Consider the following 15831-nt stretch of genomic DNA (forward strand, 5'->3'; position numbering starts at 1 on the left):
GGTCGACCTGATACCCCGCATAGTGGCCGCGGGCGAGTGGGCGCAGCTATCCGAAGGCCTAGGTCAGCGGGCCCAGGCGCTGGACGCATTCCTCCGCGACATCTATTCCGAGCAGGCGATCGTCGGCGACGGCATCATCGGCGTGCAAGCCCTCGACCGCGCACCCGGCTTCCGATCGACGGGCCGGTTGCCCGGCGACACGGTGCGCGCGCACATCAGCGGCACCGACGTCGTCTGCGACCGCGCCGGCCACTGGATGGTGCTCGAAGACAACCTGCGGGTGCCGTCGGGCGCCGCGTACGCGGTCGTCAACCATCGGCTGCTGAGCAAGCACCTCCCCGAGCCGCAACCGCCGGGCGCGATCGAAGACGTCGAGCGGGCGCCGCAGATGCTGCTTGAAACGTTGCGGGCCGCGGCGCCGCCGCACGCCGCTGACGACCCCGTGATCGTGCTGCTCTCCGCCGGGTGGGAAGACTCGGCCTGGTTCGAGCACACCTTCCTGGCCGACGAAATGGGCATCGCGCTGGTGCAGCCGTCGGACCTGTCGGTGCGCGACAGAAAACTGGTCCGCCATATCGGTCCCGATGTCCGACCCATCGACGTCGCCTACACGCGGATGGACGAGGACATGCTGCTGTCCTCTACCGGATATGACTCCGCTCCGCTGCGGCCCGGGCTGCTCGGCGCGATCACCGACGGCAATCTCACGATTGCCAATGCGCTCGCCAACGGAGTGGCCGACGACAAAGCGATCTACGCCTATGTGCCGGCCATGATCGAGTACTACCTCGGCGAAAAACCGAAGCTGGCTCAGGTCCCGACGTGGATCTGCGCCGAGCGTGAGCAGCGCGACTTCGTGCTGGCCAACCTCGCCGATATGGTCGTCAAACCCATCGACGGATTGGGCGGAACAGGAGTGTTGATCGGCCCCGATGCCTCCGAAGCCGCGCTGGAGACGCGTCGGCACGAGCTGGTCACCCAACCGGAGCGGTTCATCGCCCAAGAGCTGGTTGCCCTGTCCACCCATCCCACCTTCGACGGGGACGGCATCTACCCGCATCATGTCGACCTGCGCGCCTTCGTCCACCTGAGGGCAGGTGCGGGCGGTTCAGTGTCGGCGCACGTCACACCCGCGGCGTTGACCCGGGCCGCGAGCCGGGGGTCACGGATCGTCAACTCGTCTTTCGGTGGGGGCAGTAAGGACACCTGGATTCTGGCCGCGCCAAAAACCGCTGAAGGCTAGTCGGCGAGACGTCAAAAACGGAAGCAGGAGACATGTGCGGTATTTGCGGTGAGATCCGCTTCGACGGGGAAGCGGCCGATGTCGGCGCCGTCGCCCGGATGACCGGCGCAATGACGTCGCGCGGACCCGACGCCGACGGCGTGGTCGCTCACGGACCGCTGGCGTTGGGACATCGGCGCCTGTCAATCATCGACCTGTCCGTTCGCGGCGCCCAGCCGATGGTCGACAGTGATCTCGGGCTGACGTTGGTGTTCAACGGCTGCATTTACAACTACCAACAGTTACGCGACGAACTTCAGGCCGTCGGCTATCGCTTCTTCTCGACCGCCGACAGCGAGGTGGTGATCAAGGCGTTCCACCACTGGGGGGTGCGCTGCGTCGACCAGTTCAAGGGGATGTTCGCGTTCGCCGTCGCCGACCGGGACACCGGTGTGGTGACGCTGGCGCGCGACCGGCTGGGCATAAAGCCGCTCTACCTGGCGTCGGAGCCCGGCCGACTGCGGTTCGCGTCCACCGTGCGTGCGCTGCTCGCGGCCGGGGGAGTCGACACCGAACTGGACCGCCACGCTTTGCACCACTACATGACCTTCCACTCCGTGGTGCCGGCGCCGCGCACGATCTACCAAGGCGTGCGCAAGCTTCCGCCGGCAACCGTGCGGGTGATCCAGCCCGACGGTTCGCACGTCGACACCGTGTACTGGACACCGGAATTCCGTCGCGATCCGTCCAAGGCGTCCTGGTCGGTCGGCGACTGGGAAGCCGCGCTGATGGATGCGCTGCGCACCGCAGTGGTACGCCGGATGGTCGCCGATGTGCCCGTCGGCGTGTTGCTCTCGGGTGGCATCGACTCTTCGATCGTGGTGGCGCTGCTGGCCGAACAGGGCCAGCACGGGTTGGCCACCTTCAGCATTGGCTTCGACTCAGCGGGTGGCGAATCCGGCGACGAGTATGTCTACTCCGACCTGATCGCCAAGACCTTCGACACCGACCACCACAAGATCCATATCGACACCTCGCGGCTGCTGCCCGCGGTGCCGAAAACCGTTGCCGCGATGAGCGAACCGATGGTCAGCCACGACTGCGTGGCCTTCTACCTACTATCTGAGGAGGTCAGTAAGTCGGTGAAGGTGGTCCAGTCCGGACAGGGCGCCGACGAGATTCTGGGCGGCTACGACTGGTACCCGCCGCTGGCCAATGTCGCCCGCGAGCAGACCACCGAGGCCTACGCCAAGGTGTTCTTCGATCGCAGTCATGAAGACGTGTTGTCGATCTTTGCCCCCGAGTACGGGATCGACGTCGACGCGAGCCGCGAGTACGTAACCGCCCATCACGCAGCGCCCGGCGCAGATACCGCGGTGGACGCTGCACTGCGGCTGGACACGCAGATCATGCTCGTCGACGACCCGGTCAAACGCGTCGACAACATGACGATGGCGTGGGGGCTGGAGGCGCGGGTGCCTTTCCTCGACCACGACTTCGTCGAACTGGCTGCCTCCTGCCCGCCCGAGCTGAAGCTGGCGTCGGACGGTAAAGGCGTGCTCAAGGACGCGTCGAGGGCGTTGCTGCCGTCGGAGGTGATCGATCGGACAAAGGGTTACTTCCCGGTGCCAGGCATTCGCCACCTGCACGGCGAGGTGCTCGACATGGTGCGCGATGCACTGAGCAACCATTCCGCGCGAAGCCGCAGGCTGTATCGACCCGAGACCGTCAACGGTCTGCTGTCCGCGCCGAACGAGACACGAACCACGTTGGGCGCAAATGCGCTGTGGCAACTGGCGGTGCTCGAGATGTGGCTGCAGAGCATGGAGGGCTGAGGCGATGGGCCGGCAGGTGCGTGCGCTTTACGGCGCGTCATTGTCGCCTGATGGCACGGCGTTCGCTCACCTGATAGACGACGGCGGCTATCCGCGCGCGGTGCAACGGTTTCTGCACGGCCGGCGACCCAGTTCGTCACGCGATGTCGAGCTACCGGTCGAGGGCCCAGTCTCTCGCGTCATCCACTCCGCCGACGGCAGGTGGCTGGCATGTGAGGTCGCGCCCGAAGGTGGTACTCGCACCCAGATCTGGGTTGTCACCACCGATCCCGACGACCGGATGGCGCGGCGCATCGACGGCGAAGAAGACGGCACCGCCGAATTGATCGCGTGGGACGGCATCCGGGTGACGGCGATCCTGACCGGTGAGGACGGCATAGGGCGGTCATGCCTGATCGATCCGGCGGACGGCCATTGCACCGTGCTGGACCGCCGATCCGGCGGCCGACTCGTCGACGCATGGAGCGGAGCGGCGCTGATCCGGGTCGGGCCGCGCGGCTACCACGAGCTGATCATGTTGCGCGCGGGGAGCGAAATCGCTTTACTTCCATCTGATCCCGGTTCTACGACCGCTCGCGGCGTGATCCTTGACGACCACCATCCGCGCCGCATCCGGTACGGCGACGGCGAGGCGACCAAGCTGTACTACCCGGCCAAGACGTATGAGGTGGGGGTAAACGCCGTGGACGGACACGGCGACGGCCGCGGATACGTTCGCGCCCTGATCAGCAGCGACAACGGCTGCGAGCACACCCGGCTGCTGGAGGTGACAGCCACCGAGGACGGTGTCACCTACTCGGTGGTCGCCGAACGCCCGGACTGCGACCTCGACGAGTTCACTGTCAGTGACGACCTCTCCACCGTCGCGCTGCTGTGGAACCTGCAGGGCCGCAGCGAATTACAGATACTCGAATACGCGGACAACACGTTGGCCGAGCCGATCCCGTTGCCTGGCATGGTCGCCGGCGAGCTGTCCATCAGCGCCGGCGGCTCGATGGTGGCAATGACCGTGCAAAGCCCGTCGATGCCACGAACCGTCGAGTTGGTGGACCCGCGCACGGGTCAATGGCAGAACATCGACCGCGAACCCAGCCGCGGTCCGGTGGCCCGCGGATCCGGCGCGCGCCCGGTGCTGGAGACGATCACGGCGCGCGACGGTCTGACTCTGCCCGCGTGGCTATACCGGTCCCAGGGGAGCGGCGCCATTTCGGGCGCACTGGTGTACCTGCACGGTGGTCCAGAAGGGCAGGCGCGGCCCGAATACAGCGAGATCTTTCCGGAGCTGCTCGACGCCGGGATCAGCGTGCTGACGCCCAATGTTCGCGGTTCTGGCGGCTTGGGCCGCGACTTCGTTCACGCCGATGACAAGGACAAGCGGTTCGCGGCCATCGACGACGTCGCCGACTGCGTGCGCTTCCTGGTGGCCAATCAGCTGGCTGATCCGGGGCGCATCGCCTGCGCGGGCTGGTCGTACGGCGGCTATCTGACGATGGCGGCACTGACATTTCACCCAGCCCTGTTCGCGGCCGGCGTCACCATCTGCGGGATGAGTGACCTCACCACGTTCTATCGCAACACTGAGCCGTGGATCGCCGAGGGCGCCTACGCGAAGTACGGCCACCCGGTCGGCGATCGCGAGCTACTCGAGCGGTTGTCGCCGCTGCGGCGTGTCGATGCGTTGAGCGCACCGCTGCTGGTGGTGCACGGTGCACATGACACCAACGTGCCGGTCGGCGAATCGCAGCAGATCGTCGAGGCATTGCGGCGAGCCGGCCGCGATGTGCGCTACCTGTTGTTCAGTGACGACGGCCATCAGATCGTCAAGCGCGAGAACAGTACGGCGCTGGCCTCGGCGATGAGCGAATGGCTGAACAGGGCATTCGGCGCCACCCAGTCGCATGTCGACCTGGACGTTGCCCGCGAATAGTCATGTCCTGCCCCGCGTGACGAACGCGGACCACTCGGGCTCACGCGTGGCTGACCAGTATTCGTTGAGCCGCCACGGGCTGACGGTGTGTATCTCGCCGTCGGAGTTCTTGAAGTAGGAGTGCTTGACCGCGGGGTGTGACCACACCATCTGCTTGATTTCGTTCTGGGTGCCCCGGTGCCAGTCCGCCGCGGCTTCGGCGGTCGGTTCTATTGAATGCACAGCGGGCTCAGCAAGTTTTGCCAAACAGGTGTTGATGTAGCGCATCTGCAGTTCAGAGTTGAAGATCAGGCTGCCACCGTGGGCCAGATGCGCACCCGGCCCGTAGATGACGAAGAAGTTCGGGAACTGCGGCACGGTGATGCCCAAGTAGGCGAACGGCCTGCTGCCCCAGATGGTGTGCAGGTCGGCACCGTCGCGGCCGGTGATCGTCATCGGCCACAGCACATCGGTGTGACGAAACCCGGTGGCGTAGACGATGATATCCACGTTGTGGGTTTCGCCGTCGTCGGTGATGACGCCGTTGGCGGTGATCTCCCGGATCGGCGTGCGGATCAGGTCGACGTCATCGCGGCGCAACGTGCGCAGCCAGGTGCCGTCGTCCTGCAGCGTCCGCTTGCCGGTGGCCGGATAGTCCGGTAGCACCTTGGCCAGCAGTTCCTCGTCGCCGCCCACCTGAGTGGTGATCCAGTCGGTGAACATCAGGCGGGCAACAGCATTGATCTCGCTGACCGCGTAATCCTGGTTGGCGTAAGCCGGGTCGACTCGCGCCGCGTCGAGCCCCTTGTCGGAGCCGGGCCATAGCACCAGGAATCGGTACCAGCGCGCGTAGAACGGCAGGTGGTCCATCGCCCAGCGCACGCCGTCGCCGACTTCCTGGTGGTACATCGCGTTGGGAAACATCCACTGTGCGGTGCGCTGAAACACGGTGAGGTGCTCGACTTCGTCGGCAATGGCCGGCGCTATCTGAAAGCCGCTGGCACCCGCGCCGATCAACGCGACGCGCTTGCCGGCGAGATCGACCGAATGGTCCCATTCCGCGGAATGGAACGTCGGCCCACGAAACAGCTTCGCGCCCTTGAACTCTGGGACGTGCGGACGGTTGAGCTGGCCGACGGCGGTGATGACGGCGCGCGCCCGGGTCTCGGTGAGACCCTCGTCGTCTTCGCGCATGGTGACCGTCCACATGCCGTCCTCGTCGTCCCACTTGGCGGCGACGACTTCGGTCTGCCAGCGCACATGGTCGTTCAGACCATACTTGGCCGTCACGCGGGTGAAGTAGCTCTGCAGCTCTGGCTGTTCGGCGAAGAAGTGCGACCACTCGTTGCTGGGCTCGAAGCTGTAGCAGTAGAAGTGATTGGCCACGTCGACGCGCGCCCCTGGATAGCTGTTCTCCCACCATGTTCCACCTGGGCCAGCGTTCTTCTCCACGATGGTGAACGGAATGTTGGCCTGCTGCAACCGAATACCGGCCAAGATTCCCGATTCACCGCAGCCGATGACGACCACCGGCACCTGCGCGGCACGGTCGGAGTCCAGCGGAGCCGGCCGGCGCGGGTCGACGCCCTCGAGGTCCATCTCCTCGGCGAGCAGCGTCTGGTAGTCGTCGGGCACGCTTTCGCAGACCGCCCAGTCCATCATTTCCCTGATCAGTTCGGGCGGCAACGGACCCGGCTCGGGGCAGCCGCGGTCGCGATAGTCGATGATCACCGGAAGCGCCTCGGCCCGTGCCCGCGCTTTGTCTTCGTCGGACATGAAGCCCTGGACCTCGTTGAGAAAGATCCCGGCCGGTTTGAACTCGCGGATGAAGTGTGGGTCGCCGGTGATGTGCACCAGCGACAACAGCAAAGTCGGGATGCTGACCTGCTCGAGCGCGGCGGCAATGTCGGTGGTGGAGGTGGTGAAAGGTTGGCCCGCGTAGCGGCTGCGCACCAAGAGAGATCCTTTCGCATCATCGCTGAGCGCCTGCGGCGGAAGCCCGGATTACGATACGCAAAGTTTCGTAATTGGTTTTCAACGATACGCGGGGCGTCCTACCGGATCAAGGGGTCCATCCTCCCGAGGATCGGGGTTGCGTCGTGCCACAGTGATCGGCGTGGGTGACGTTTCGTGCGGCACGCGACTACGGGCCCGGCTGGCCGCGGCGTGGCGGTTCGTGCGAACCGCGCCGTTGACCTATCTGTGGCTGGCCGTGCTGCTGGGCACCACGATCCGCCAGCTTCAGGCCGGCCGCCACTTGCATCGCCTTCTGGTTCATGCATCCACCAATATTCATGCCTTGGCGACCGACCCGCTGCGGGTGCTGTTCGAAAGCCTGCTGTGGATCGACGGCCGATACTGGACACCGTATCTGTTCCTGTTCACTGTGTTCCTGGCGCCCGCGGAGCATTGGCTCGGTCAAATGCGTTGGCTCATCGTCGGATTGACTGCTCATGTCGGCGCAACATACATCAGCGAGGGCTGGCTGTACCTGGCGATTCAGTCTCACCATGCACCGGAGCGATTGGTCCACGCCACCGATATCGGAGTCAGCTACTTTCTGGTCGGCGTGATAGCCGTGCTCGCTTATCGCATTGCCCGGCCATGGCGATGGGTCTATCTCGCGGTATTGATCACCGTCTTCGTCTTCCTGCTGATCACGCAGTTCAAGTTCACTGCGATCGGCCACTTTTCGGCGATCTTCATCGGGCTGCTGTTCTACCCGCTGACCCGACATCGGCCGGCAATTTCCGGGTCGGGCTCATATAGCTGATTACGGCGTAATTCTTGGCTTCGTCGTCGCCGGCGTTCCGAGGCACGTAATCTGGGCACGGTGCGGCACTACTACTCGGCTGACGCGATCCGCGAGGCCGAAGCGCCGCTGTTGGCCAGCCTGCCCGACGGGGCGCTAATGGCCCGTGCTGCCTACGGATTGGCCACCGCGATCATCGGCGAGTTGATCGCCCGCACTGGCGGGGTTGTCGGGCGGCGGGTGTGCGGCGTGGTCGGTTCGGGCGACAACGGCGGCGATGCGCTCTGGGCGGCAACCTTCTTGCGGCGCCGCGGCGTAGCCGCCGACGCGATCCTGCTCAAACCGGATCGCACCCATCAGAAGGGTCTGGCCGCCTTCCGCCAAGCCGGCGGCCGGATCGTCGACAGCGTCGCCGCGACAACCGATCTCGTCATCGATGGCGTGGTCGGTATCTCCGGGTCCGGGCCGCTGCGGCCGGACGCGGCCGACGTCTTCGCGGCGGTGGATGCCAAGGCGATCCCGGTCGTCGCCGTCGATATCCCCAGCGGCATCGACGGCGCCACCGGCGCGATCACCGGTCCGGCCGTCCACGCCGCGCTGACCGTGACGTTCGGCGGCCTCAAGCCCGCGCACGCGCTGGCCGACTGCGGGCGGGTGAAGCTGATCGACATCGGCCTCGACCTGCCCACCACCGACGTCGTCGGCTTCGACGCGGCCGACGTCGCCGCGCGCTGGCCGGTGCCGGGGCCGCACGACGACAAGTACACCCAGGGCGTCACCGGCGTGATGGCCGGTTCCTCGACCTATCCGGGCGCCGCGGTGCTGTGCACCGGCGCTGCCGTGGCGGCGACGTCCGGGATGGTTCGCTACACCGGCAGCGCACACAGCGACGTGCTCGCGCACTGGCCCGAGGTGATCGCGTCGCCCACCCCGGCCGCCTCTGGGCGGGTGCAGTCCTGGGTCGTCGGGCCTGGACTGGGCACCGACGAAACCGGCGCTGCCGCATTGTGGTTCGCCTTGGGGACCAACCTGCCGGTGCTGATCGACGCCGACGGGCTGACCATCCTCGCGGCGCATCCCGACATGCTCGCTTCCCGTCGCGCCCCGACGGTGCTGACGCCGCACGCCGGCGAGTTCGCCCGGCTGGCCGGCGCGCCACCCGGCGACGATCGCATCGGCGCCACCCGCAAACTCGCCGACGCGTTCGGGGCGACCGTGCTGCTGAAAGGCAACGTCACCGTGGTCGCCGATCCGGGTGGCCCGGTGTATCTCAACCCGGCCGGGCAGTCTTGGGCGGCGACCGCCGGGTCCGGCGATCTGCTGTCCGGGATGATCGGCGCCCTGCTGGCCGCGGGGTTGCCGCCCAGCGAAGCCGCGGCGGCGGCGGCCTTCGTGCACGCCCGGGCGGCGGAGCTGTCGGCCGCCGACCCGGGCCCGGGCTATGCGCCGACATCGGCATCCCGCATCGTCGGTCACATCCGAACCGCTTTAGCCGCGCTCTAGCCACCAACTGAAAAGGACCCGTTATGACCACCAGTCGACCGTCCGTCCCCGCGCACTCGATCGCGCCCGCATACACCGGTCGGATGTTCACCACCCCGGTGCCGGCCTTGCGGCTGCCCGAGGAGTCGATGGATCCCGACGCCGCCTACCGCTTCATCCACGACGAGCTGATGCTCGACGGCAGCTCGCGGCTGAACCTGGCGACGTTCGTCACCACCTGGATGGATCCCCAGGCGGACCGGCTGATGGCCGAGACGTTCGACAAGAACATGATCGACAAGGACGAATATCCGCTGACGGCGGCGATCGAGCAGCGCTGCGTATGCATGGTGGCCGACCTGTTCCACGCCGATCACCTGCGCGACGACGACCCCTCGAGCGCCTGCGGGGTCTCCACCATCGGCTCCAGCGAGGCGGTCATGCTGGGTGGTCTGGCGATGAAATGGCGCTGGCGGGCCAAGGTCGGCAAAGGCTGGGAAAAGCGCACCCCGAACCTGGTGATGGGCTCCAACGTCCAGGTGGTCTGGGAGAAATTCTGTCGCTACTTCGACGTCGAGCCGCGGTATCTGCCGATGGAGGAAGGCCGCTACGTCATCACACCCGAGCAGGTGGTGGATGCCGTCGACGAGGACACCATCGGGGTGGTGGCGATCCTGGGCACCACCTACACCGGTGAATTAGAGCCCATCGCCGAGATCTGCGCGGCGCTGGACAAACTGGCAGCCGACGGGGGCGTGGATGTCCCGGTGCACGTCGACGCGGCCAGCGGAGGCTTTGTGGTGCCGTTCTTGCATCCCGAACTGAAATGGGACTTCAAGCTGCCGCGCGTGCTGTCGATCAATGTCAGCGGACACAAGTACGGCCTGACCTACCCCGGCGTCGGCTTTGTGGTGTGGCGCAGCCAGGAGTACCTGCCCGAGGACTTGGTATTCCACGTCAACTACCTCGGCGGTGACATGCCGACCTTCACCCTGAACTTCTCCCGCCCGGGCAACCAGGTGATCGGCCAGTACTACAACTTCCTGCGACTAGGCCGCGAGGGCTATACCCAGGTCATGCAGACGTTGTCGTCGACCGCCCGCTGGTTGGGCGCGCAGCTGCACGAAGCCGACCACTGTGAGGTGATTTCGGACGGGTCGGCGATTCCCGTCATCGCCTTCCGGCTGGCCCGCGGCCTGGGCTACACCGAGTTCGACGTCTCGCATGAGCTGCGGGGCTTCGGATGGCAGGTGCCGGCCTACACCATGCCCGACAACGCCACCGACATCTCCGTGCTGCGCATCGTGGTGCGGGAAGGGTTGTCCGCCGACCTGGCCCGGGCGCTGCACGACGACGCTCGCACCGCGCTGGCCTCGCTGGACAAGCTCAAGCCCCGCGGTCACTACAAAGCTGAGCATTTCGCCCACTGACCTGCCGGAATACGGCCCCCGGAGGCCGCTCTGGGACAATGGGTGCCGTGGTCGTAACGCCGACATCGCTGACACCGGGCGTCCTCGCTGAGGCCGTCGTGGATCTGGGTGCCATCGAGCACAACGTGCGGGTGTTGCGCGAGCATGCCGGCAGCGCGCAGGTGATGGCCGTCGTCAAGGCCGATGGTTACGGACACGGCGCCGCGCCGGTCGCCCGGGCCGCCTTGGCCGCAGGTGCCGCCGAACTCGGCGTCGCCACCGTCAACGAGGCGCTGGCCCTGCGCGACGAAGGAGTCACCGCACCCGTACTGGCCTGGCTGCATCCACCCGGGATCGACTTCGGCCCCGCCCTGCTGGCCGACGTGCAGATCGCGGTGTCGTCGGCGAGGCAGCTCGACGAGCTGCTGGGTGCGGTCCGTCGCACCGGTCGCACCGCCGCGGTCACCCTCAAGGTGGATACCGGCCTGAACCGCAACGGCGTCCCGCTGGCGAATTACCCGTCGATGCTGACGGCGTTGCGCCAAGCCGTCGCCGAGGATGCCATCCGGTTGCGCGGTCTGATGTCGCACATGGTCTACGCCGACCAGCCCAACAATCCGATCAATAACCTTCAGGCACAACGGTTTACCGAGATTGTGGCTCTAGCTCGCGATCAGAAGGTGCCGTTCGAGGTGGCGCATCTGTCGAACTCATCGGCCACGATGTCGCGTCCCGAGTTGGCCTACGACCTGGTTCGGCCCGGTATCGCCGTGTACGGACTGAGCCCGGTGCCCACCCTGGGTGACATGGGGCTGGTTCCGGCGATGACTGTGAAATGTGCTGTGGCGTTGGTGAAGTCGATTCGAGCCGGCGAAGGAGTGTCGTACGGACATGCCTGGATCGCGCAACAGGACACGACGGTCGCCCTGATGCCGGTCGGCTATGCCGACGGCGTCTTCCGGTCGCTGGGTGGACGACTCGATGTGCTGATCAACGGCCGGCGGCGCGCCGGCGTCGGCCGCATCTGCATGGACCAGTTCCTCGTCGACCTCGGGCCGGGACATGTCGACGTCGCCGAAGGCGATGAGGCGATCCTGTTCGGGCCGGGCACCCGAGGTGAGCCGACGGCGCAGGAGTGGGCGGACCTGCTGGACACCATTCACTACGAAGTGGTGACCAGCCCGCGCGGACGGATCACCAGGACCTATCGCGAGGCTGAAAATCGTTGAGCGACGAGGATCTTGACGGCTTCCACCTAGGCAAGTCGAGGCTTGGACGGTGGCTGGCAGGTGCCGCGGGGGTGACTGCCGTGGGTGCCGTGGCCGGGGCGACGGTGGCCGGCTCGATGCTCAACCGGCGTGAGGTCATCGACGATCCCTTTGCCGACGAGAATTTCGAGACGCTCGACGGCGACCGCAGCTACCTGGTGACCACCCCCGACGGTGTGCCGCTGGCGGTGCGCGAGGTCGGGCCCACCGACGCACCGTTGACCGTCGTGTTCGCCCACGGATTCTGTCTTCGCATGGGCGCCTTCCACTTTCAGCGGATGCGGCTGAGCGACGAGTGGGGTACCCAGGTCCGGATGATCTTCTACGACCAGCGCGGCCACGGCCGCTCGGGCAAAGCGCCGCCGGAGACCTACACCCTGACGCAGCTGGGCAAGGATCTGGAGACGGTGCTGCAGGTGATTTCGCCGCGCGGCCCGATCGTGCTGGTAGGCCATTCGATGGGCGGGATGACGGTGTTGTCGCACGCCCGGCAGTTTCCGTATCACTACGGCGACCGGATCGCCGGAGCGGCGCTGATCGCGTCTGCGGCCGAAGGGGTGGCCGAGTCGCCGCTGGGAGAGATCCTGAATAACCCTGCGCTGGAAGCTGTTTTGCGGGCCGCGCGGTCGGCTCCCAAGCTGGCGCAGCGCGGCCGCACCGCAGCGCGTTCGCTGATCGGGCCGATCCTTCGCGCGGCGTCGTTCTCCGATATGCGGGTCAGCCGGAGCATCGTGGCGTTCTCGGAGAAGATGATGCTCGAAACCCCGATCCCGACGATGGTGGAGTTTCTGCACGCTCTGCAGGCACACGACGAAACCGCGGCGTTGTCCACACTGGCCAAGATCCCGACTCTGATCGTCTGCGGCGACCACGATCTGGTCACCCCCGCCGACTACTCGAGGAAAATTGCCGAGGCGCTGCCGGACTCGGAATTGGTGATCGTCGCCAAGGCGGGCCATCTGGTGTTGCTGGAAAGGCCGGCTTCGGTCAACGACGGGTTGGTGCGACTGGTCAAGCACGCGACCCCGGGCAGATTCACGGCGCTGAGTCAACGTTGGCGCGGTCGGGTCCGGCGTCGTGAATGACCGCAGGTCCGGCATCGCGACGCTGGCGCACGTCGACGACACCGTGGCGCTGGGAGCGCAGCTGGGCAGCCAGTTGCGCGCTGGCGATGTCGTCGTGCTCTCCGGTCCACTCGGTGCGGGAAAAACTGTGCTGGCCAAGGGAATTGCGACGGCGATGGACGTCGACGGGCCGGTGACCTCACCGACGTTCGTGCTGGCTCGGGTGCATCCGGCGCGACGCACCGGCGGCCCCGCGATGATCCATGTCGATGTCTACCGATTGCTGGATCACACCGGCTCCGACCTGCTCGACGAGCTCGAAAGCCTGGACCTCGACACCGAACTCGACACTGCCGTCGTCGTGGTCGAATGGGGCGAAGGCCTGGCCGAACGGTTGTCCGACCGGCATCTCGACGTCCGTCTGGAGCGAATCAGCAACTCCGACACCCGAACTGCGACGTGGCAATGGAGCTGTCCATGAGCCGGCTGGTGTTGGCCATCGACACCTCGACTCCCGCGGTGACGGCGGGCGTGGTCGCCGATGGCCACGTGTTGGCTGAGCGGGTCACCGTCGACGCGCGCGCACACGCCGAGCGGATCACCCCGAATGTGTTGGCCGCCATCGCCGATGCGGGGCGCTCGATGGCCGACCTCAATGCCATCGTCGTCGGCTGCGGTCCCGGTCCGTTCACCGGACTGCGAGTCGGCATGGCGACGGCCGCGGCCTACGGCCACGCACTGGGTCTTCCGGTGTACGGGGTCTGCAGCCTCGATGCGATCGGCGGCCAGACCACCGGCGAGGTGCTGGTGGTCACCGACGCCCGTCGGCGCGAGGTCTATTGGGCGCGCTATCGCGACGGTGTCCGCGTCGACGGTCCCGAGGTCAACGCCCCGGCCGATGTCCACCCGGGTTCCGCGCAGTCGGTGGCCGGTTCGCCCGACCACGCGGTGCTGTTCGGGCTGCCCTGCATTGAACCGACGTACCCCGACGCGGCGGGCCTGGTGGTTGCGGTCGCGGACTGGTCGCAGCCTCCCGCTGCGCTGGTGCCGCTGTACCTGCGGCGGCCGGACGCCAAGACGCTGGCCGAGCGGCAGGCGGCCGGCCCGTGAACGTGACCATCGACAGGCTCACCGACGCCGACGCCGACCGCTGCGCCGAGCTGGAGTCGCTGTTGTTTCCCGGCGACGACCCTTGGCCGACCGCCGCTTTCGTGCGAGAGCTCGCTGCCGATCACAATCACTACGTGGCCGCACGCGTTGACGACACATTGATCGGTTACGGCGGCATCTCACGCTTGGGTCGCACGCCGCCCTTCGAGTATGAAATCCATACCATCGGCGTCGATCCGGCCTACCAGGGCCGTGGCATCGGCCGCCGGATGCTGGACGAGCTGTTGAACATCGCCGCGGGCGGAGTCGTGCATCTGGAGGTTCGCACCGACAACACGACGGCGATCGCGCTGTACCGCAGCGTGGGCTTCACCGAAGTAGGCCTGCGCCGGCGGTATTACCGGATCAGCGGCGCCGATGCGTACACCATGCGACGGGAGGCGCTTTCGCAATGACGACCATCCTGGCTATCGAAACCTCCTGTGACGAAACCGGAGTCGGCATCGCCCGGCTCGACGACGACGGCACCGTGACGCTGCTGGCCGACGAGGTGGCGTCCAGCGTCGACGAACACATCCGCTACGGCGGCGTCGTGCCAGAGGTCGCGTCGCGGGCACATCTGGAGGCGCTCGAACCGGCCATGCGCCGCGCGCTGGCCACCGCGGGCCTGACCAAACCCGACATCGTGGCGGCCACCATCGGGCCGGGCCTGGCCGGTGCCCTGCTGGTGGGAGTGGCTGCGGCCAAAGCGTATTCGGCAGCCTGGGACGTGCCGTTCTACGCGGTGAACCATCTGGGCGGTCACCTGGCCGCCGACGTCTACGAGCACGGCCCGCTGCCGGAGAGCGTGGCGCTGCTGGTGTCTGGCGGCCATACCCACCTGCTGCATGTCCGGTCGCTCGGCGAGCCGATCGTCGAGCTGGGCAGCACGGTCGACGACGCGGCGGGGGAGTCCTACGACAAGGTGGCCCGGCTGCTGGGGCTGGGCTATCCCGGCGGCAAGGTGCTCGACGATCTGGCGCAGACCGGTGACCGCGAAGCGATCGTGTTTCCCCGCGGCATGACCGGGCCGCGCGACGACCCGAACGCGTTCAGCTTCTCCGGGCTCAAGACCGCCGTCGCTCGCTACGTCGAAAGTCATCCGGACGCGGCGACCGCCGAGATCGCCGCGGGCTTCCAGGAGTCGGTGGCCGACGTGCTGACCATGAAAGCGGTACGCGCGGCGACCGGCCTGGGGGTATCCACCCTGCTCATCGCCGGCGGCGTCGCCGCGAACTCACGTCTGCGCGAGCTCGCCGCGCAGCGCTGCGCGACCGCCGGGTTGGCGCTGCGCATCCCCGGGCTGCGGCTCTGCACAGACAATGGGGCGATGATCGCGTCGTTCGCCGCACACCTGGTAGCCGCAGGTGCGTTGCCGTCTCCGCTGGATGTCGCCAGCGACCCGGGGCTGCCGGTGGTAAAAGGCCAAGTCAGCTGACAGCGAAGAAGCACCGGGCCGATCTTGAGTGCTAGCACTCGCATGTATAGAGTGCTAGGTGGCAATCGGACAATCCCGGGCGTCGGCACCCGCGACGACGACGCGTAGGCACGGACGAGAGCCAAAACACCTGGTAAATCGGGGCAACCGCCCCGAACCTGCTACCCAACTAAGTGGAGGGCTCCAATCGTGGCGAGCGTCAACATCAAGCCACTCGAGGACAAGATCCTCGTACAGGCCAACGAGGCCGAGACCACGACCGCATCCGGTCTGGTCATTCCCGACACCGCTAAGGAAAAGCCCCAA

Annotated in this window: 13 protein-coding genes and 1 pseudogene; 13 read left to right on the forward strand and 1 reads right to left on the reverse strand. The window is 66.7% G+C overall.

Going from position 1 to position 15831, the window contains the following annotated elements; genetic code table 11:
• From VGH54_RS10460 to VGH54_RS10470, 3 genes are all read left to right on the forward strand, one after another.
• Positions 1-1243, forward strand: a 1243-nt coding sequence (locus tag VGH54_RS10460) for a circularly permuted type 2 ATP-grasp protein (protein ID WP_331511896.1), incomplete at its 5' end; no start/stop codon positions are given.
• Positions 1244-1275: 32 nt separating this feature from the next.
• Entirely contained in the window at positions 1276-3057 is a 1782-nt protein-coding gene (locus tag VGH54_RS10465) for an N-acetylglutaminylglutamine amidotransferase (protein ID WP_331511897.1), read from the forward strand.
• A 4-nt stretch (positions 3058-3061) separates the two neighbouring features.
• Positions 3062-4984, forward strand: coding sequence for an alpha/beta hydrolase family protein (locus VGH54_RS10470; protein ID WP_331511898.1), 1923 nt, complete (start codon positions 3062-3064; stop codon positions 4982-4984).
• Here the strand turns inward: VGH54_RS10470 and VGH54_RS10475 are convergent, their stop codons facing one another.
• Positions 4985-6916, reverse strand: a complete 1932-nt coding sequence (locus VGH54_RS10475; protein WP_331511899.1) for an NAD(P)/FAD-dependent oxidoreductase — start codon at positions 6914-6916, stop codon at positions 4985-4987.
• A gap of 163 nt (positions 6917-7079) precedes the next feature.
• Between VGH54_RS10475 and VGH54_RS10480 the strand changes: the two genes are divergently transcribed.
• The 10 genes and pseudogenes from VGH54_RS10480 to VGH54_RS10525 all read left to right on the forward strand — a co-directional run.
• On the forward strand, positions 7080-7736 hold the full coding sequence (locus VGH54_RS10480) for a rhomboid-like protein (RefSeq protein WP_331511900.1): 657 nt from the start codon (positions 7080-7082) through the stop codon (positions 7734-7736).
• A gap of 60 nt (positions 7737-7796) precedes the next feature.
• On the forward strand, positions 7797-9218 hold the full coding sequence (locus VGH54_RS10485) for an NAD(P)H-hydrate dehydratase (protein WP_331511901.1): 1422 nt from the start codon (positions 7797-7799) through the stop codon (positions 9216-9218).
• A gap of 23 nt (positions 9219-9241) precedes the next feature.
• Positions 9242-10627 carry a glutamate decarboxylase gene (locus VGH54_RS10490; RefSeq protein WP_331511902.1) on the forward strand — a complete coding sequence of 462 codons (1386 nt, stop codon included), beginning with the start codon at positions 9242-9244 and terminating at the stop codon, positions 10625-10627.
• Between the two features lie 47 nt (positions 10628-10674).
• Positions 10675-11835 carry an alanine racemase gene (gene alr / locus VGH54_RS10495; RefSeq protein ID WP_331511904.1) on the forward strand — a complete coding sequence of 387 codons (1161 nt, stop codon included), beginning with the start codon at positions 10675-10677 and terminating at the stop codon, positions 11833-11835.
• 71 nt (positions 11836-11906) lie between these two features.
• Entirely contained in the window at positions 11907-12959 is a 1053-nt protein-coding gene (locus tag VGH54_RS10500; protein ID WP_331511905.1) for an alpha/beta hydrolase, read from the forward strand.
• Positions 12952-13419, forward strand: coding sequence for a tRNA (adenosine(37)-N6)-threonylcarbamoyltransferase complex ATPase subunit type 1 TsaE (tsaE, locus tag VGH54_RS10505; RefSeq protein WP_331511907.1), 468 nt, complete (start codon positions 12952-12954; stop codon positions 13417-13419). The genes VGH54_RS10500 and tsaE overlap by 8 nt, the downstream gene beginning before the upstream one ends.
• A complete protein-coding gene (gene tsaB / locus VGH54_RS10510; protein WP_331511908.1) occupies positions 13416-14048 on the forward strand; it encodes a tRNA (adenosine(37)-N6)-threonylcarbamoyltransferase complex dimerization subunit type 1 TsaB in 633 nt (210 codons plus the stop codon). Before tsaE ends, tsaB begins: the two co-directional genes overlap by 4 nt.
• A complete protein-coding gene (rimI, locus tag VGH54_RS10515; protein ID WP_331511909.1) occupies positions 14045-14503 on the forward strand; it encodes a ribosomal protein S18-alanine N-acetyltransferase in 459 nt (152 codons plus the stop codon). Before tsaB ends, rimI begins: the two co-directional genes overlap by 4 nt.
• The gene (gene tsaD / locus VGH54_RS10520) at positions 14500-15525 is read left to right on the forward strand and encodes a tRNA (adenosine(37)-N6)-threonylcarbamoyltransferase complex transferase subunit TsaD (RefSeq protein ID WP_331511911.1); all 1026 of its coding nucleotides are present in this window, start codon (positions 14500-14502) and stop codon (positions 15523-15525) included. The genes rimI and tsaD overlap by 4 nt, the downstream gene beginning before the upstream one ends.
• A 189-nt stretch (positions 15526-15714) precedes the next feature.
• Positions 15715-15831 (forward strand): annotated as a pseudogene (locus VGH54_RS10525) (co-chaperone GroES); the annotation flags it as partial.

This window comes from Mycobacterium sp., assembly GCF_036488105.1.
Taxonomy (GTDB): domain Bacteria; phylum Actinomycetota; class Actinomycetes; order Mycobacteriales; family Mycobacteriaceae; genus Mycobacterium.

Coding starts and splice junctions, on each gene's coding strand:
- VGH54_RS10465 (WP_331511897.1), top strand. CDS start 1,276: ATGTGCGGTATTTGCGGTGAGATCCGCTTCGACGGGGAAGCGGCCGAT.
- VGH54_RS10470 (WP_331511898.1), top strand. CDS start 3,062: ATGGGCCGGCAGGTGCGTGCGCTTTACGGCGCGTCATTGTCGCCTGAT.
- VGH54_RS10490 (WP_331511902.1), top strand. CDS start 9,242: ATGACCACCAGTCGACCGTCCGTCCCCGCGCACTCGATCGCGCCCGCA.
- tsaB (WP_331511908.1), top strand. CDS start 13,416: ATGAGCCGGCTGGTGTTGGCCATCGACACCTCGACTCCCGCGGTGACG.
- tsaD (WP_331511911.1), top strand. CDS start 14,500: ATGACGACCATCCTGGCTATCGAAACCTCCTGTGACGAAACCGGAGTC.